Source organism: Catellatospora vulcania, from assembly GCF_009720385.1.
In the GTDB taxonomy this organism is placed as follows: Bacteria; Actinomycetota; Actinomycetes; order Mycobacteriales; family Micromonosporaceae; genus Catellatospora; species Catellatospora vulcania.
Genome location: NZ_ML769303.1, coordinates 257,515 through 274,215 on the forward strand (window position 1 = coordinate 257,515; position 16,701 = coordinate 274,215).

General features: G+C 71.5%; 17 protein-coding genes. 10 read left to right on the top strand and 7 right to left on the bottom strand.

Annotated features, from left to right (window positions below):
* Nucleotides 1-91 precede the first annotated feature (91 nt).
* Nucleotides 92-715, bottom strand: coding sequence for a TetR/AcrR family transcriptional regulator (locus tag F6W97_RS09200; RefSeq protein WP_155369785.1), 624 nt, complete (start codon nt 713-715; stop codon nt 92-94).
* A 113-nt stretch (nt 716-828) separates the two neighbouring features.
* On the opposite strand from F6W97_RS09200, the gene F6W97_RS09205 reads away from it, so the two are divergent.
* Nucleotides 829-1,302 carry a hypothetical protein gene (locus F6W97_RS09205; protein ID WP_155369786.1) on the top strand — a complete coding sequence of 158 codons (474 nt, stop codon included), beginning with the start codon at nt 829-831 and terminating at the stop codon, nt 1,300-1,302.
* Nucleotides 1,303-1,406: 104 nt separating this feature from the next.
* Complete coding sequence (locus F6W97_RS09210; RefSeq protein WP_155369787.1) at nt 1,407-2,507, top strand: hypothetical protein; 1,101 nt, start codon at nt 1,407-1,409, stop codon at nt 2,505-2,507.
* A 60-nt stretch (nt 2,508-2,567) separates the two neighbouring features.
* On the opposite strand, the gene F6W97_RS40020 is transcribed toward F6W97_RS09210, so the two are convergent.
* Nucleotides 2,568-2,723 carry a DUF6131 family protein gene (locus tag F6W97_RS40020; protein ID WP_166382865.1) on the bottom strand — a complete coding sequence of 52 codons (156 nt, stop codon included), beginning with the start codon at nt 2,721-2,723 and terminating at the stop codon, nt 2,568-2,570.
* Between the two features lie 76 nt (nt 2,724-2,799).
* Nucleotides 2,800-3,216 (bottom strand): hypothetical protein, encoded by a 417-nt coding sequence (locus F6W97_RS09215; protein ID WP_155369788.1) that lies wholly within the window; start codon nt 3,214-3,216, stop codon nt 2,800-2,802.
* A gap of 131 nt (nt 3,217-3,347) precedes the next feature.
* On the opposite strand from F6W97_RS09215, the gene F6W97_RS09220 reads away from it, so the two are divergent.
* Nucleotides 3,348-3,530 carry a hypothetical protein gene (locus tag F6W97_RS09220; protein ID WP_155369789.1) on the top strand — a complete coding sequence of 61 codons (183 nt, stop codon included), beginning with the start codon at nt 3,348-3,350 and terminating at the stop codon, nt 3,528-3,530.
* 98 nt (nt 3,531-3,628) lie between these two features.
* Here the strand turns inward: F6W97_RS09220 and F6W97_RS09225 are convergent, their stop codons facing one another.
* Complete coding sequence (locus tag F6W97_RS09225; protein WP_155369790.1) at nt 3,629-3,832, bottom strand: CsbD family protein; 204 nt, start codon at nt 3,830-3,832, stop codon at nt 3,629-3,631.
* A 158-nt stretch (nt 3,833-3,990) separates the two neighbouring features.
* On the opposite strand from F6W97_RS09225, the gene F6W97_RS09230 reads away from it, so the two are divergent.
* Entirely contained in the window at nt 3,991-5,187 is a 1,197-nt protein-coding gene (locus F6W97_RS09230) for an LCP family protein (RefSeq protein ID WP_155369791.1), read from the top strand.
* 14 nt (nt 5,188-5,201) lie between these two features.
* On the opposite strand, the gene F6W97_RS09235 is transcribed toward F6W97_RS09230, so the two are convergent.
* Nucleotides 5,202-8,015: an ATP-binding protein gene (locus tag F6W97_RS09235; RefSeq protein WP_155369792.1), complete on the bottom strand. Its 2,814-nt coding sequence runs from the start codon at nt 8,013-8,015 to the stop codon at nt 5,202-5,204.
* 146 nt (nt 8,016-8,161) lie between these two features.
* Between F6W97_RS09235 and F6W97_RS09240 the strand changes: the two genes are divergently transcribed.
* Nucleotides 8,162-8,470, top strand: coding sequence for a hypothetical protein (locus F6W97_RS09240; protein WP_230686521.1), 309 nt, complete (start codon nt 8,162-8,164; stop codon nt 8,468-8,470).
* A complete protein-coding gene (locus tag F6W97_RS09245) occupies nt 8,464-8,763 on the top strand; it encodes a hypothetical protein (protein WP_155369793.1) in 300 nt (99 codons plus the stop codon). The genes F6W97_RS09240 and F6W97_RS09245 overlap by 7 nt, the downstream gene beginning before the upstream one ends.
* A 6-nt stretch (nt 8,764-8,769) precedes the next feature.
* Here F6W97_RS09245 and F6W97_RS09250 read toward each other — a convergent pair whose 3' ends face one another.
* Complete coding sequence (locus F6W97_RS09250; protein ID WP_155369794.1) at nt 8,770-9,468, bottom strand: hypothetical protein; 699 nt, start codon at nt 9,466-9,468, stop codon at nt 8,770-8,772.
* Nucleotides 9,469-9,618: 150 nt separating this feature from the next.
* Between F6W97_RS09250 and F6W97_RS09255 the strand changes: the two genes are divergently transcribed.
* The 3 genes from F6W97_RS09255 to F6W97_RS09265 all read left to right on the top strand — a co-directional run bounded on the left by F6W97_RS09255 (nt 9,619) and on the right by F6W97_RS09265 (nt 14,496).
* Nucleotides 9,619-10,998, top strand: a complete 1,380-nt coding sequence (locus F6W97_RS09255) for an FAD-binding oxidoreductase (RefSeq protein ID WP_155369795.1) — start codon at nt 9,619-9,621, stop codon at nt 10,996-10,998.
* A 48-nt stretch (nt 10,999-11,046) separates the two neighbouring features.
* The gene (recD2, locus tag F6W97_RS09260) at nt 11,047-13,305 is read left to right on the top strand and encodes an SF1B family DNA helicase RecD2 (protein ID WP_155369956.1); all 2,259 of its coding nucleotides are present in this window, start codon (nt 11,047-11,049) and stop codon (nt 13,303-13,305) included.
* 189 nt (nt 13,306-13,494) lie between these two features.
* Complete coding sequence (locus tag F6W97_RS09265; protein ID WP_155369796.1) at nt 13,495-14,496, top strand: NAD-dependent epimerase/dehydratase family protein; 1,002 nt, start codon at nt 13,495-13,497, stop codon at nt 14,494-14,496.
* Between the two features lie 158 nt (nt 14,497-14,654).
* Here F6W97_RS09265 and F6W97_RS09270 read toward each other — a convergent pair whose 3' ends face one another.
* On the bottom strand, nt 14,655-15,170 hold the full coding sequence (locus F6W97_RS09270; protein WP_230686522.1) for a nucleoside deaminase: 516 nt from the start codon (nt 15,168-15,170) through the stop codon (nt 14,655-14,657).
* 209 nt (nt 15,171-15,379) lie between these two features.
* Between F6W97_RS09270 and F6W97_RS09275 the strand changes: the two genes are divergently transcribed.
* Nucleotides 15,380-16,663: a citrate synthase gene (locus F6W97_RS09275; RefSeq protein ID WP_155369797.1), complete on the top strand. Its 1,284-nt coding sequence runs from the start codon at nt 15,380-15,382 to the stop codon at nt 16,661-16,663.
* Nucleotides 16,664-16,701: the final 38 nt, after the last annotated feature.

Genomic DNA, 16,701 nt, shown 5'->3' on the forward strand with positions numbered 1-16,701 from the left:
TGATCGAGTCCGATCTACAAAAAATCGATCAGATAGGCCAGCGTCTATCAAGGACGGGCGGTGCGGCGGCACGGAGTGCCCGCCCCCGGAATCAGCGCGGGGCACGGTTGGCGGGCGCGGTGGGGGAGAGGTAGCGGTCGAGGAGGAGGGTCAGTTCCTCGTCGAGGTCGGACGGGGTGTGGCCGTCGGTGACGGTGGCCACGGACAGCACGAAGGACTGGGCGGTCAGCAGGACGGCGCGGGCCAGGCGGGCCGGGTCGCCGGGGCGCACCGAGCCTTCGGCCTGCCCGGCCGCGATCATCTCGACCAGGAAGCCGAGCATCTCCTCCTGCCCCGCGCCGCGACGGTCCAGCATGTACGGCAGCAGGATCTCCGGATCCACTTCCATGATCTTGCGGAGCAGCGGGTGGGTGCGCAGCGTCGCCGCGGCGGCCACGGACTGCGCCACCAGGCGGGACCGCAGCGGCCCGTCCGACGCCGCCGCCTGCCGTGCCGCGTCCACGATCACGCGATGCCACTCCCGGCTCATCAGGTCGCCGACCAGGCTCTGCACGTCGGGCCAGCGGCGGTACACCGACATCCGGGACACCCCGGCCCGGCGCGCCACGTCCGTCACCGTCGTCCGGCGCACGCCGTACGCCAGCACGCAGTCACGGGCGGCGTCGAGCACGAGGTCCTCCACGCGCCGTCCGCCCGGCTCCTCCTCAGCGTCCACCGGCCCATGTGTACCACGCCCGGCTTCCGCGCAGCGCCGGACGGTGTCACAGTGGTACCCGGCCCGCGCGGCAGCGCCGGCGTCCTGCCGTACCCCTCAGCCTGGGAGCCCGTATGACCACCGAGCCGCAGCCGGTCGACGACACCACCCCGGAGCCGGAGCCGCAGCCGGACCCGCAGCCCGCGCCGCCTGCCCGCACCTGGTCCCGGCCGTCCGCGGGGACGCTGGCCGCGGTGCTGATCGCGTTCCTGCTGGGCGGCCTGCTCTGCGGTGGGCTCGGCCTCGCGGCCGGCCTGATGGCGGGACACCACCGCGGCCACCACGACTTCGACCGGGTCGAGCGCGGCCCGTGGGGCGGCGAGCGCGACCGGGGGGAGCGGGTGCGGCCCGAGCAGCGGCTGCGTGACCAGGAGTTGAAGCGTCAGCTGCTGGAGCGGCTGCGCCAGCGCGGCTTCGAGGGCCAGCCGATGCCCTGGCCGCTCCCGCCGAGGACGCTGCCGGACGGCGGCGGCGCGCCGCTGCCCGTGCCTCCGCCCACCGCGCCCATCGCGCCCGCCGCGCCTGCCTCGCCCACCACAGCGCCCTGACCCGTGCGGGTCGATCGTGGGCACTCCTGCGGTCGGCGCGTGGTGATCGACGGCGATATCCTTTGTCCCGCCACGGAACCGCTCACGGCAGGATGGGGATCCACATGGTCAGCACCGCACCCGAACAGGTCGCCACGGCGTCCGATCCCGACCGGCCGGTGACCTCTTACCGCACCGACCTGGTGACCGTGCTGCTGGGCACGTGGTTCACCATCGGCCTGATGGTCGACGCCTGGGCGCACAACAACGTGCCCGAGCTGGAGACGTTCTTCACGCCCTGGCACGCGGTCTTCTACTGGGGTTTCATCGTGACCGCGGGCTGGATCCTGTGGACCTGCCGGGCGGCGTTCCGCGGCGGGCGGCTGCCCGACCTGCGCGCCATGCCGGCCGGGTACCCGGCGGCGTTGCTGGCGATCGGCGGGTTCGCGCTGGCGGGTCTCGGGGACATGCTCTGGCACGTCGTGTTCGGTGTCGAGCAGACCATCGACATCCTGTTCAGCCCCACCCATCTGGGCCTGGTCACCGCGATGATGGTCATCGTGACCACGCCGCTGCGCACGGCGTGGGCGCGCCGCACCGACCCGGCCCCCGGGCTGCTGGGCCTGCTCCCGGCGGTGCTGTCCATCGCGCTGGGCGCGACCCTGGTGCTGCTCTTCCTGCAGTACGCGAACGCGCTGGTGTACACCCCGGGCCGGATCATGATGGCGCTGACCAATCTCGACGAGCGGCTCAGCTCCGACATGGCGACCTCGATCCTGGTCACCAACCTGGTGCTGCTCATCCCGATCCTGACGCTGGCCCGGCGCTGGGCGCTGCCGCCCGGCAGCGTCACGGTCGTCTACGCGGTGATCGGTGCGCTCTGCGCCGCGATCACCGGGTTCGGCAACCTCGAACTCATCGGCGGCCTGCTGGTCGCCGGGGTGCTCACCGACCTGGTCGTGCTGTGGCTGCGGCCGTCGCCCGCGCGCCGCGGCAGGCTGTGGGCACTGGCCGCGCTGGCCGGCCTGTTCACCTGGTCTCTCTACCTGGCGATCGGCTTCCTGTTCACGCCGCAGATGATCGACCCCTCGGGTACCTCCGTCGCGGCGCAGGCGCTGCCCGAGCTCTACACCGGCATCCCGGTGGTGCAGGCGCTGGCGGGTCTGCTGGTGGCGGTCGTGCTGGCCGCGACCGGCCGCCCGAGCGCGGCGGTCACGCAGGAGTAGTGCCCGGGGACGAAGAAAAGGGGCGCCCGAGGGCGCCCCTTTTCTTCGTTGTGGATCCTGTCACCAGTAATGGCGTCTTCCGCCCACCGGACGGCCCACCGCGCCCAGGATCCAGAGGATCGCGCCGACGATCAGCAGAATCAAGCCGATCGTCCAGAGAATGCTGATGTGGAGGAAATACCCCAGCAGCAACAGAATCAGGCCTAGAACGAGCACTTCGATCTCCCCACTCGAGGAACACTCCCCATCAGCGATCAGGTACCCGGCACCCCGCGGGGTTAAACCGGGCCGATCACTTGGCGGCGGTGCCCACGGGTTCCCTCGCCGGCTGAGCCTGGGCGAGTTCCTCGGCGAGCTGCCGGGCGACCCGGCCGTGCATCGCCACCGCCCGCAGCCGCAGCAGCGCCACCTGCGTGACGACTTCGGACATCGGGCCGGGCCGGTGCGCCCAGAAGGTGCTCAGCAGGGGCTGGGTCAGATCGGCCAGCGCGCTGGGGTCGTGGTCGGGCGGCAGTGCATCGACGGACTGCCGGGTGGCGGCGATGGCCCGGTCGAGACCCGCCTGCCAGGCCGGTCCCACCCGGCCGGTGCCCGGGTACGCCGGGTCGTTGCGCCAGGCCTGCCAGCGGTCGAGCAGAGTGATCAGCTCGGCGCGTAGCTCCGCCCGCTCCTCGTCGCTCGCCGTGATGAGCTGTTCACTGACTGTCATGTCAACAGATCATAGGGTCACGATGGGTTCGCGGCGGGCACAACACGGGATGTCGCCGAGATGATCAGGATACACCCGACACCCTTCTGGCAAGCGTTTGTGCAGGCCGTGGCGGGGGTATGCAGTCAGACATGACCGATCACAGCCCGGAGGAGTACGAGCCGATCGAGCCGGCGGCCGGTTCCGACCTGGAGCACACCCGGGACGAGGCGCACCGCGACGAGGAACGTCGGCACGAGGACACCGAACGACTGACCGAGGAGCGCCGCGACCCGCGCAACCCGCCCGAGCCGTTCTCGGGTTCCGAGCACTGAGGGCTGCCGAGCCGAATTCGATACGCGACATTCGATACGCGACAGTGAAGGCGCCGCCCCCAGGGGCGGCGCCTTTCATGATCTGCAACTGCCGGCGATCAGCGCAGCGCGTCCTTGGCCGCGTCCTTGGCGTCGCCCATGGCGTCCTTGGCCTTCTCGCCACCCTGCTTGGCCTTCGCCGAGGCCTGGTCCATCTTGCCCTCGGCCTCGAGGCTCTCGTTGTCGGTCATCTTGCCGGTGGCCTCTTTGGCCTTGCCCTTGGCGTTCTCGGCGGTGTTGCTGATCTTGTCGGTGATGCCCATGGTGCACTCCTTCGAGATAGCGGATATCTCTGACACCTGAGTACCCGGTGCGGATCTTCTGAAACCTCCCGAGTCGAGCGAACGAGACAAAACACGCTAACGATCATTTAATGGCTGATATGGTCCATCGCCAGGAGACCCCCGGCACGGAGACACAGATGACCCTGCTCGACAGCCCCCGCGGCCTGCCCGACATCCCCCCGCTCCGGCCCCGCCGCCGGCGGCTTCCGGTGTGGGCGGTGCTGATGCTGGGCATGGTGGTGCTCGTGCTGGCGCTGGGGTTCGGCGGCGCCATGGTCACCCAGTCCTACCTGCACAGCCTGACCAGCGCGGTGGAGACCGGCTCGGTGCTGGAGGGCGACGCGCGCAAGGAGCCGGCGGTCGAGGGGCGCACCCTGCGGGGTTCGATCGACGTCCTGCTGCTGGGTCTGGACACCCGCGACGGCTGGGTCGAGGGCAGCGGGCGGGCTGACACGATCATCGTGCTGCACGTGCCCGCCGGGCACGACCGGGCATACCTGATGTCGATCCCGCGCGACGCCCTGGTGCACATCCCGGCGTACCCGAAGGCCAACTTCTACGGCGCGCGGACCAGGGCCAACGCCGCCTACACGTACGGCTCGCGCAACGGGCAGGGCTGGCAGGGCGGGGCCGCGCTGACCGCGAACATGGTGCACGAGCTGACCGGGCTGAAGTTCGACGGCGTCGCGGTCGTGGACTTCGACGCGTTCAAGAACGTGGTCGACGAGCTGGACGGCGTGCACATGTGCGTCGACCAGGAGACCCGCTCGGACCACTTCGTCGTGGTCGACGGCAAGCCGCAGTACGCCTACGGCAAGAAGACCGGGGTGTACCTGCCCAACACCTTCGTGCACCACGTCGGCTGCCGCGACATGGCGGGCTGGGAGGCGCTGGACTACGCCCGCCAGCGCAAGAGCGGCCCGTACGGCGACTACGACCGGCAGCGCCACCAGCAGCAGCTGCTGAAGGCGATCGGCGACAAGGTGACCTCGGCCGGGATCATCACCAACCCGATCAAAATCAACTCCCTGCTCAAGGCCGCCGGCAGCACGCTCAAGCTCGACACCGGCCACGCAGACCTGTTCGACTACATCTGGACATTGCGCGGCCTGACCCCGTCCGACCTGGTCATGCTCAAGACCAACAACGGCATGTACAACCGGGCGAAGGTCAAGGGCACCCAGGCGATCAGCCCGCAGACCCTGCTGATGTTCCAGGCGGCTGCCGACGGCACGCTCGACGAGTACGTCGCCGCCCACCCCGAGTCCGTCATCGGCGACGCGGAGGACGTCGGTGTCCCCGCCGAGGGTCCGGGGGCCGCGAACCGGCGGTGATCCGCGGGCCGCGTTCAACCGGCCGAGCGCACCGCGGTGCGCTCGGCTGCCTGGACGGCCAGCTCGACCCGTGAGCTGAGCTGCAACTTGGCCAGGATGCTGGACACGTGCGACTGCACGGTACGCCGGGACAGGAACATCTGCGCGGCGACATCGGGGTTGGACAGACCCGCCGCCACCAGGGCGGCGACGCGCTGCTCGGTCTCGGTGAGCGCCTCCCAGCCGTGTTTGGGGCGCTTGCGCGGCCCGCGTACGCCCCGGCGTACACCCGCCGCCCGCAGGCGTGCCTCGGCGCGGTCGGCGTCGGCCGTCGCCTCCAGCGTGCCGTACCGCTCCAGTGCCCGGTCCAGGGCCTTGCGGGCCCGTGCCGGGTGGTGCTGGCGGGCCAGCGCCTCGGCGGCGTTCTCGTAGGCGTTGCCCTCGTAGAGCGGCCACCCCGCCTCATGGAAGTCGGCAGCGGCGGCCAGCAGCAGGTCCGCGTCGTCGGTGGCGAGTCCGTGGCACAGCTTCGCGGTCGCGGTGAGACTCGGGTGGGCGCCCTGGGCCAGCAGCTCGTCCACTTCCCGGGCCAGCGCGCGGGCCCGGTCCCGGTCGCCCGCGGCGACCGCCAGCCGGGCGAGGTCGGCGCACACCCGGTACACCAGCCGCCGCGGCTCCAGCCCGTGCGCCTTCTCCCAGGCGGGGGCCAGCAGCTCGAAGGCGGCCGCCGGGCCCTGTTGGGATTCCACGCACAGCGCCCGCGCCCAGCGGCTGAAGTGGTGCGGATAGGACGTGCCGGCGCCCGCGGGCGGGTCGACGGTCGCGCCGCGGTGCACCGCGATCAGGTCGGCCAGGCCGCGCAGCCGCACCGCGCTGCCGAGCAGGTCCGGCAGGTCGGCGGCGGCCTCGATCTCGACCAGCGCGTCGTCCCAGCGCCCGTCCAGGAACAGCAGGCGCGCCCGCAGCGTGTGCGCGATCGGCAGGTACGCCCCGCCGGAGTCGCGGTTGGCGGCGATCGCGGTGGCCAGCGCCTGGTCGGCCTCGTCCAGCCGGTCCAGCTCCAGCAGGCACATCCCGCGCAGGGTGTGGGGGTCGACCTGCAGGTCCGGCTGCACCCCCTCGGTGAGCGCGGCGAAGGCCCGGTCGTTGACCGCCAGCGCCGCCGTCAGGTCGCCCTCCATGGCCAGCGTCATGGCCAGGGCGAAGTCGCCGATGCCGATGGTGCGCGCATCGCCGGTCGTCTCGCCGTCCAGCACCGCCTGCCGGGCGGCGGCCCGCGCCTCGCCGAACCGGGTCAGGAAGAACAGGCAGACGGCCGCGAAGCCGTGGAAGCGGCCGCGTTCGGTCTGGCTCAGCCCGGGTTCGGCCAGGGCCTGCTGGATGACCTCCAGCGACTCGCGCAGGTGCCCGCGGCGGTAGCAGGTCTGGGCCAGCAGCCAGCGAAGCGCTCCGTCGCATGCGGGATCCTCGCCCAGGGCGACGGCGACCCGGGCCAGCCGCTCCGCCTCGCCGTGCTCGCCTCGCCAGAGCAGAGCCCGGATCAGCTGCAGGCGCAGCTTGCCCGCCTGCCGCCGGGGCGCTTTCGGCAACGCCAGCTGCAGCAGGTCCACCGCCAGGTCGGGAGCACGTGCGGTCAGCGGATCGGCCACGCCGATCAGCCATTCCGTCGTACGGTCGTCGACGCCTTCGCCCGCCATCAGGTGTTCGGCGATGCGCTCCACGCCCGCCCCGCCGGCGTCGAGCGACCGCGCCGCCCGCCGGTGCAGCGCAGCGCGGGCGGAGGGCGGCACCCGGGCCGCGAGCGCCTCCCGGATGAGCGGCTGCCGGAACTCCAGCCGGGCGCCGGTGTCGGTGAGGATGCCCGCCTCGACCGCGCCGGCGGCGACGCCGGCCAGCTCGGCCACCGGGCGGCCCAGCACCTGCGACAGCTCGGCGAGGTCGACCGCGCGCCCGAACACCGCGGCGGTCTGCAGCACGTCGCGTACGGCGGGCGGCAGGAAGCCGAGCCGGTGCAGGATCACCTCCGCCAGGGGCGGCGGCACCCAGCCCTCGGCCCGCTCGTCGGTGTCCCACACCAGCTCCATGCCACCGTCCCGGACCGCCAGCGCGCCCTCCTCGGACAGCTCGGCCAGCAGCTCGGTGACGTACATCGGGTTGCCGCCGGCGGTGGTCAGCAGCCGGCGCAGCCGGGGTCCGGCGTCGGCGTGGAGCAGGTCGCGGGCGAGCGTGTCGACCTCGTCCGGCGGCAGCGGGGCCAGCTCGATCACGTGCCCGCCCCGGGCGACGAGACTGCGTTCGAGGGCGTCGACCGCCTCGGCCCGGGGCGCGGCCCGGGTGGCGACGACGAGCAGCATCGGCTGCTGCTCGATGCCGCGGCCCAGCCGGTGCGTCACCACGAGGCTCTGCGGGTCGGCCCACTGCGCGTCGTCCAGCAGCAGGGCTACCGGGCCCTGCGCGAACCAGTCGTCGAACAGGTCGAGGATCGCTTCGGTGATGACGAAGTCGTGGTTGACGGCGGCCAGGCTCTGTGTGAAGGCCTGCTCGCCGCGCAGCAGCCCGGAGGCGCGGGCCAGCTCGGGATCGGTGGTGGCCGCGCCGATGCCCAGGCAGTTGGCGATCGCCGAGAACGGCAGTTGCTGCTCCAGGTCCTCGGCGGTGCCGGTGAGCAGCCGCATGCCGAGGTCCGCGCAGTCCGCGGCGACCCGGTCCAGCAGTGAGGTCTTGCCGATGCCCGGCTCGCCCTCGACCAGGACCGCGACGCCGTGCCCGGCCACGGCCTGCCGCGCGAGTGCGCGCAGCCGGTCGGTCTCGCGCTGCCGTCCCACGAAAACCGGAGTGACCGGCCCCATGCTCCGAGCCTAGTGAGCGGGAGGTGTCCGACGACCGCGAAGTCCGGATCAGGTCGGCAAAGGAAAGTTTCACCATCGGCATGATCCTTGTGCAGAAACTACAGTCCTGATAGCTTGGCGATCACCATCAAGTGAAGAGGGTGGATATGCGAATCTCCACGAGAATCGTCGCGTCCCTGGTGGTCGTGGGTGTGCTCGCCGCCGCGAGCCCCGCCCAGGCGGTCGTGGTGCCCCGGCACGCGATCAACGTCTGCCAGAGCGCCAGCTTCTACGACAACTACGACTCGGCGTCCGGGCCGTACGGGCTCAAGCGCGTGCTCGAGTACGGCAACAAGATCGGCCACACCCCCGGCGCGCACCCGGTCTACAACGGCTGGGCGGCGACCTTCGACTTCGGGCCCAACGACTGGGGCTTCATGCGGATCGAGTGCATCGGAGGGTACGACTCATGGTGACCAGCACCCTTGCCGCCAGGACCCTGCGCGCGGCGGCCGCGGTCGTGACCGGCCTCGCCCTGCTGGCCGTGCCGTCCGCGGCACAGGCGGCCAACGGAACCGTCGGCGTGCGGGAGACCGTGTGCGCCGACTCGCTGTTCGTGCGCACCGAGCCGCTCGGCGCCTGGATGGGCACGCTCTACGCGGGCCAGACGTTCACCGTCAAGGGCCCCAGGCAGGGCGGGTACATCTACGGCTTCGCCTACGGCCACGTCAACCGCAACGGCTGGGTGCAGGACGGCTGGTTCTGCTGACCCGCGTCACGTCCCGGTGACCAGATCACCGGGACGTGGCTCGCCCGCGTGCCGCACCCGCAGGGTGAGCAGCACCGCGAGCACCAGGATCCAGGCGGGGAAGATCAGCGCGAACTCGGTCTCCAGGCTCGCCCCGAACAGCAGCAGCAGGCCCAGCGGGTAGCTCAGCCAGACGAACCATGACGGCAGCACCTTGGTCGACCGGCCGATGCCGGCCGTGGTCATCACGAAGATGGCCGCCATGCGGGAGTCCAGCATGACCGCCAGCATCCGGCCGAACTGCGGGAAGGCGCGAGCGCTTTCCGGGTCGACCGGGCCGTCGCCGAGCGCGGCCACCGCCGAGTCCACGCTGAACGCCGCTCCCGAGATCAGCAGCAGTGCCGCGTACACGATGCCGGCCACGAGCTGCAGGTTCGAGAAGAGGAAATGCTCGGGATGGCCGTGCTGGGAGATCCACATCCGCAGCGCGACCGTGAACCAGATGAACGCGATGGCCGACAGCGGCAGCAGGTAGATGCCGACGATCAGGACCGTGCGGCCCTGCCCGCCGCTGTAGTACGCGACCACGTCGGTGTCCGGGGCTCCGGGCTTGGGCGCGTCGTGCAGCAGCCAGAACGACACCAGGGCGAGCACGGAGTGCACCACGCCCATCGCCGTGGCCAGGTACGCCGCCCGGCGTCGCGATCCCGTGCCCGCCGCAGCCATGCCGCCACCCCTGCTCGCCGACGTCTCCCCATTGTCCGGGCGGGCGGTGGCCGGCAACGGCCATAAGTCTCTTTTCGCGGTGGCCTGTCCCGGGCCTGACTAGGCTGGACTGCGGGATCACGGTTGCGTGCACCTGCGTGGGGAGTTGTCATGACAGTCCTCGGTGAGACGGCGGTGGCCGATCTGCGGTCCGGCTTCGCCGGAACGGTGATCGGACCGGCCGACCCGGCCTACGCCGACGCGCGGAGCCTGTTCAACTCGATGATCACCAAACGGCCGAGCGTGATCGCCCAGTGCGCCACCGGGGCGGACGTGTCCCGGGCGATCGAGTTCGCGCGCGAGCAGGGCCTGGAGATCGCGGTGCGGGGCGGCGGCCACGGCGTGGCGGGCACCGCGTCGACCGAAGGCGGCCTCGTCGTCGACCTCCGCCGGATGAACCAGGCGACGGTCGACCCGCAGCGGCGCGTCGTACGCATCGGCGGCGGCGCGACCATGCGCGACCTGGACCGCGCCACCCAGCCCTTCGACCTGGCCACCACCGGCGGCCGGGTGTCCACGACCGGCGTCGGCGGCTTCACCCTCGGCGGCGGCTCCGGCTGGCTGGAGCGCAAGTTCGGGCTGGCCTGCGACAACCTGGTCGCCGCCGAACTGGTCACCGCCGACGGCAACACCGTCGTGGCCAGCGAGGAGAGCCACCCGGACCTGTTTTGGGCGCTGCACGGCGGTGGCGGCAACTTCGGCGTCGTCACCTCGCTGACGCTGCGCCTGTACCCGCTGCCGACGGCCTCGGTCGCGCTGCTGCTGTGGCGGCCGGAGGCGGGGCCCGAGGTGACCCGGGCCTACCGCGACTTCATGGAGAACGCGCCCGAGGAGGTCGGCGGCGGCGTCATCTACCTGACCGGCCCCGCCGAGCCGTTCGTCCCGGCGCACCTGGCCGGCAAACTGACCTGCGCCATGCTCGTCACATACGCCGGTGACCTGGCGCAGGCCCGCCGGGTGATCGACCCGCTGCTGAACCTGGGCCACGAGGGCGAGCTGATCGCCGAGGTGCCCTACGCCGAGCTGCAGGCGATGTTCGACGACCCGCCCGGCTACCGCAACTACTGGTCCGCCGAGCACCTGGACTCGCTGCCCGACAAGGCGATCGACCTGTTCTGCGCGCGGGCGAACGACATGGTCGTCCCGTCCCCGTCGCAGCATGTGCTCTTCCCGTACGGCGGAGCGGTCGCGGCAGGCCCGACCGGCTACCCGGTTCCGTGGCGGCGCGCCCCCTGGGTGGTCCACCCGCTGGGCCTGTGGACCGACACGCAAGACGACGACCGTGCCATCCGCTGGGCCCGCGACCTGCGCGCCGACGTCAAACCCTGGTCCACCGGCGCCGTCTACAGCAACTTCATCGGACAGGAGGGCCAGGAGCGTGTCGTGGCCGGCTACGGCCTGGACAACTACCGCCGCCTGTCCCGTATCAAGGCCGCCTACGACCCCGACAACACCTTCCACCTGAACCCCAACATCCGCCCCGAACGCTGAGGTCTTCGGAACGACGTACCCGTGCGGCACCATGTCGGGGTGACCGCGTTGTCCTCGCCCCCGGCCGCCGCGCCGAACCGCCCGCCGGGTGTCGTGCTGAACGCGGTGCTGGAGCGGATCACCTACGCGAACGAGGAGACCGGTTACACGATCGCCCGGGTGGCGACCGAGAAGCGCGGTGACGACCTGCTCACCGTGGTCGGCGCGCTGCTCGGCGCGCAGCCGGGGGAGAGCCTGCGGCTGACCGGCCGCTGGACCTCGCATCCGCGCTACGGCCGCCAGTTCGAGGTGTGGAACTACACCACCGTGCTGCCCGCGACCATCGTCGGCATCGAGCGTTACCTCGGCTCCGGCCTGGTCAAGGGCATCGGCCCGCGGCTGGCCGAGCGCATCGTGGCCCACTTCGGCGTGGACACGCTGCGGGTGATCGAAGAGGAGCCGCAGCGCCTCATCGAGGTGCCGAAACTCGGCCCGAAGCGCACCAAGCTGATCGCCGCGGCCTGGCAGGAGCAGCAGGCGATCAAGGAAGTCATGATCTTCCTGCAGGGCGTGGGCGTGTCCACCTCGCTCGCGGTGCGCATCTACAAGCAGTACGGCGACGGCTCGATCGCGGTCGTGCGCGAGGAGCCGTACCGGCTGGCCGCCGACGTGTGGGGGATCGGGTTCCGCACCGCCGACACCATCGCCCGCGCGGTCGGCATCGCCTACGACAGCCCGCAGCGCGTCAAGGCGGGCCTGCAGCACACGCTCAGCGAGGCCGCCGACAACGGCCACTGCTTCCTGCCCGCCCCGAATCTGACCACCGCCGCCGCGAAGATCCTCGCCGTGACGGACAAGGACGGGGCCGACCTGAGCGTGCCCGCCGACCTCATCGTGACCTGCCTGCGTGAGCTGATCGAGGAAGAGGGCGTGGTCCGCGAGGACGTGCCGGGCGCGGACGGCCCGGTGCCCGCGATCTACCTGGTGCCGTTCCACCGCGCCGAGCGCGGCCTCGCGGGCAGCCTGCTGACCCTGCTCAACACCTCACGGGACCGGCTGTCCGCGTTCGACGGCGTCGACTGGGCCAAGGCCCTGGTCTGGCTGAAGGCCCGCACCGGCCACGAACTGGCCCCCGAGCAGGAGCAGGCGGTGCGGCTCGCGCTCACCGAGAAGGTCGCCGTGCTGACCGGTGGTCCGGGCTGCGGCAAGAGCTTCACCGTACGTTCGATCGTCGAGCTGGCCCGCGCCAAGCGCGCGAAGATCGTGCTGGCCGCGCCGACCGGCCGGGCCGCCAAGCGCCTCGCCGAGCTGACCGGCCACGAGGCGACCACGGTGCACCGGCTGCTGAAACTCCAGCCCGGCGGCGACCCGAGCTTCGACCGCGACAACCCGCTCGACGCGGACCTGGTCGTGGTCGACGAGGCCTCCATGTTCGACCTGATCCTGGCCAACAAGCTGGTCAAGGCCGTCGCGCCCGGGGCGCACCTGCTGCTCGTCGGCGACGTCGACCAGCTGCCCTCGGTCGGCGCGGGCGAGGTGCTGCGGGACCTGCTCAACGCCGAGGTCGTGCCCCGGGTACGGCTCACGCAGATCTTCCGACAGGCGCAGCAGTCCGGTGTCGTGGTCAATGCACACCGCGTCAACGCGGGGGAGTTCCCACAGCTCAAGGGCTTCCCCGATTTCTTCTTCTTCGAGTGTGACGACAGCGAGGCGACCGCGCCGCTGGTCGTCGACCTGGTGGCGCGGCGCATCCCGAAGAAGTTCGGCCTGGACGCGCGCCGCGACATCCAGGTGCTCACCCCGATGCACCGCGGCCCGGCCGGGGCCGGCAACCTCAACCAGCTGCTCCAGGAGGCGCTGACACCGGCTGCCGAGGGCCGGCCCGAACGCCGCTACGGCGGGCGGGTGTACCGGGTCGGCGACAAGGTCACCCAGATCCGCAACAACTACGACAAGGGCACGGCCGGGGTGTTCAACGGGACCGTCGGCGTGGTCACCGGCATGGCCCCCGACGACCACAAGCTGATCGTGCGCACCGACGAGGACGAGGATGTCGAGTACGGCTTCGACGAGCTCGACGAGCTGGTCCACGCGTACGCCATCAGCATCCACCGGTCGCAGGGCTCGGAGTACCCGGCCGTGGTCGTGCCGCTGACCACCAGCGCCTGGATGATGCTCCAGCGCAACCTGCTCTACACCGCGATCACCCGGGCCAAGAAGCTGGTCGTGCTCGCCGGGTCCACCCGCGCCCTCGCCGTCGCGGTGCGCACCCTCGGCGCGGGCCGCCGCCACACCGCCCTCGACCACCGCCTCCTCCCACCCGCCTGACCTCGTCTTGACCGTCGGACTTGCCTGGCACCTGTGCGTATCTTGACCGCGCTTCCGCACGAGTGCCTGGCAAGTCGGATGACCTTGGCGGCGGCCGCGGGGCCCGGGGCCGGCGGGTCCGGATGGGCGGGGTACGCCGATGGCGAACGGGTGTGCGAAACCGGGGCGGGGTCGGCGATGCTTGCGCCCATGCGACTCCTGGTACTCGGCGGCACGGTGTTCCTCGGGCGCGCGGTGGCCGCGCATGCGCTGGCGGCCGGCCACGACGTGACCTGCGTCGCCCGCGGGACGTCCGGCGAGGCGCCCGCGGGCGCGACGCTGGTGACCGCCGACCGGGACGCCCCAGGCGGCCTGGCCGGCCTCGACGGCGACTTCGACGCCGTGATCGACGTCGCCCGGCGGCCGAGCCACGTCCGCCACGCGGTCGCCACGCTCGGCGCGCGCATCCCGCACTGGGTCTACGTGTCCAGCTGCTCCGTCTACGCCGACCAGGGCACCCCCGGCCAGCGCGCGGCCGACGCCCCGGTGCTCGCGCCGCTGCCCCTGGAGACCGACGACGCGACCGGGGAGAACTACGGCCCGGCCAAGGTCGCCTGCGAGCAGGCGCTGCTCGACGCCGTCGGCCCCGACCGGGCGATGCTGTGCCGGGCCGGGCTCATCGTCGGGCCGGAGGACCCGACGGGCCGCTTCGACTACTGGGTGTCCCGGCTCGCCGACGGCGGTGAGGTGCTCGCCCCGGGCACGCCGGACGACGCGGTGCAGTGGATCGACGTACGCGACCTGGCCGCCTGGCTGGTGCAGGCCGCCGAGCTGCGGCTCGCCGGGGTGTACGACGGCATCAGCGCACCGATCGGCCGCGCGGACCTCCTCGCCGGCATCGCGCAGGGTGTCGGCACCACACCCCAGCTGACCTGGGTCGACCAGGAGTTCCTCGCGGCGCAGGGCGTCGAACCGTGGGCGGGGGACCGCTCGCTGCCGATGTGGCTGCCGCTGCCCGAATACGCGGGCTTCCTGTCCCGCGACACCACCGACGCGCTGGCCGCCGGGCTCACGCCGCGCCCGCTGGCCGACACCGCCCGCGACACCCTGGCCTGGCTCGCCACCGGCCCGACCCGCAAGCCCTGGGCCGGCATCACCCGCGACGACGAGGCAGCCCTGCTCACCGCCTGGAAGTCGACCCACCCCGCCTGACCCGTCCCAGGTCCCTCACGCTCGGGCCCACGATCGAGCTCGGGCTGCAGTTTCAGGGAAAGTGCAGGCATCCGCTCGCCGTTGGGCGCAGTTTCCCCGAAACTGCAGGCGCGGGGCGCGGGGCGCGGGGCGCGGGGCGCGGGGCGCGGGGCGGGGGGTCAGGAGCGGGCTTGGCGTTCGGCCTTGGTACGTTGCCAGGCTTCGAAGGGGTCCTGGGCCTGGGCGATGGAGATCTTGCCGACGGGCACGGTCCATTTGTGCTGCGGGTCCTCGAACAGGTCGTACAGCTCGACCTGCGGGAATCCGGCTGCGGCGGCCTCGTGGCGGTCGACGGCGTACACGATGCGGCCGACCTCGGCCCACAGCGCCGCGGTCAGGCACATGGGGCACGGCTCACAGGTGGAGACCAGCACGGCGCCGGGCAGCCGGAAGTGCAGGGCCTGGCGGCAGGCGGCGCGGATGGCCACGATCTCGGAGTGGGCCGTGGGGTCCAGGTCGCGGATGACCCGGTTGACGCCGCGGCCGATGACCTCGCCGCTGCGTACGATGATCGACGCGAAGGGCCCGCCGCCGCCCGACTCCACGTTCGCGACAGCGAACTTCACCGCGAGGGCCAGCCATCTTTCGGCTTCCTCGCCCGACATGTCCACGCTGGCCAGGGGCTCCGTCGCCACGGGTCCAGCCTAAGGCGCGGGGCCGCGCGGGGCAGTCGCTCTGGACACACAACCCCTGTTAATTCGGCAGAAAAGAGGGTAAGTCGGCTTAAAGCGAGCCGGGCACCGTGATTCTCCCCTCAGCCCCCGATGGGGCAGATGCCGCCGCCGAGTGCTTACCCTGAAACTTAACTTTGGTAAAAGAAGCTCCCGATAAAGCGAGGGAAGTCGTGGCGGACGTGAACCTGGAAACCCCGGGTGGACACCTCTCCCTGGAAGTGCAGCCGGCCGTCGAGGGCCCAAGCGGGCTCGACATCGGCAAGGTGCTGAAGGAAACCGGGTACGTCACGTACGACCCAGGCTTCGTCAACACCGCGGCCTGCACTTCCGCGATCACTTACATCGACGGTGACGAGGGAATCCTTCGTTATCGCGGTTACCCCATCGAGCAGCTGGCCGCGCACTCCAGCTTCCTGGAGGTCTCGTACCTGCTGATGTACGGCGAGCTGCCGACGGCCACGCAGCTGTCGGAGTTCACCGAGCGGGTGCGCATGCACACGCTGCTGCACGAGGACATGAAGCGGTTCTTCGAGGGCTTCCCGCGTGACGCCCACCCGATGGCCGTGCTGTCCGCCGCTGTCAGCGCCCTGGGCACGTTCTACCAGGACAGCCAGGACCCGTTCGACAACGAGCAGGTCGAGATCTCGACCGTGCGCATGCTCGCCAAGCTGCCGACCATCGCGTCGTACGCGTACAAGAAGTCCATCGGCCAGCCGATGCTGTACCCGGACAACTCCCTCGGGTACGTGGAGAACTTCCTGCGCATGACCTTCGGCGTGCCGGCCACCGGCTACGAGGTCGACCCGGTGTTCGCCAAGGCCCTGGACCTGCTGCTCATCCTGCACGCCGACCACGAGCAGAACTGCTCCACGTCGACCGTGCGGCTGGTCGGCTCGGCCCAGGCCAGCCTGTTCGCGTCGGTGTCGTCCGGCGTGAACGCGCTGTCCGGCCCGCTGCACGGCGGCGCCAACGAGGCCGTGCTGTCGATGCTGGAGCGCATCCGCGCCGAGGGCGGCGACGTGCAGGCGTTCGTCAAGAAGGTCAAGGACCGCGAGGACGGCGTACGCCTGATGGGCTTCGGCCACCGGGTGTACAAGAACTACGACCCGCGCGCGGCGATCGTGAAGAACATGGCGCAGGACGTGCTCGGCCGCATGGCCAAGCCGGACCCGCTGCTGGACCTCGCGATGCAGCTCGAGGAGATCGCGCTGGCCGACGACTTCTTCGTCTCGCGCAAGCTCTACCCGAACGTGGACTTCTACACCGGCCTGATCTACAAGGCCATGGGCTTCCCCACGAAGATGTTCACGGTGCTGTTCGCGCTGGGCCGCCTGCCCGGCTGGATCGCCCAGTGGCGCGAGATGATGAGCGACCCGGCCACCAAGATCGGCCGCCCGCGCCAGGTGTACACCGGCGCCCCGGAGCGCGACTTCATCCCGGTCACCGACCGCTGACCCGCAGCTCAGCTCACCCATACGCGAAAGCGCGCCCG

Coding starts and splice junctions, on each gene's coding strand:
- F6W97_RS09210 (WP_155369787.1), top strand. CDS start 1,407: ATGGTCAGCACCGCACCCGAACAGGTCGCCACGGCGTCCGATCCCGAC.
- F6W97_RS09240 (WP_230686521.1), top strand. CDS start 8,162: ATGCGAATCTCCACGAGAATCGTCGCGTCCCTGGTGGTCGTGGGTGTG.
- F6W97_RS09235 (WP_155369792.1), bottom strand. CDS start 8,015: ATGGGGCCGGTCACTCCGGTTTTCGTGGGACGGCAGCGCGAGACCGAC.
- F6W97_RS09250 (WP_155369794.1), bottom strand. CDS start 9,468: ATGGCTGCGGCGGGCACGGGATCGCGACGCCGGGCGGCGTACCTGGCC.
- F6W97_RS09220 (WP_155369789.1), top strand. CDS start 3,348: ATGACCGATCACAGCCCGGAGGAGTACGAGCCGATCGAGCCGGCGGCC.
- F6W97_RS09230 (WP_155369791.1), top strand. CDS start 3,991: ATGACCCTGCTCGACAGCCCCCGCGGCCTGCCCGACATCCCCCCGCTC.
- F6W97_RS09245 (WP_155369793.1), top strand. CDS start 8,464: ATGGTGACCAGCACCCTTGCCGCCAGGACCCTGCGCGCGGCGGCCGCG.
- F6W97_RS09265 (WP_155369796.1), top strand. CDS start 13,495: ATGCGACTCCTGGTACTCGGCGGCACGGTGTTCCTCGGGCGCGCGGTG.
- F6W97_RS09205 (WP_155369786.1), top strand. CDS start 829: ATGACCACCGAGCCGCAGCCGGTCGACGACACCACCCCGGAGCCGGAG.
- F6W97_RS09255 (WP_155369795.1), top strand. CDS start 9,619: ATGACAGTCCTCGGTGAGACGGCGGTGGCCGATCTGCGGTCCGGCTTC.
- F6W97_RS09215 (WP_155369788.1), bottom strand. CDS start 3,216: ATGACAGTCAGTGAACAGCTCATCACGGCGAGCGACGAGGAGCGGGCG.
- F6W97_RS09225 (WP_155369790.1), bottom strand. CDS start 3,832: ATGGGCATCACCGACAAGATCAGCAACACCGCCGAGAACGCCAAGGGC.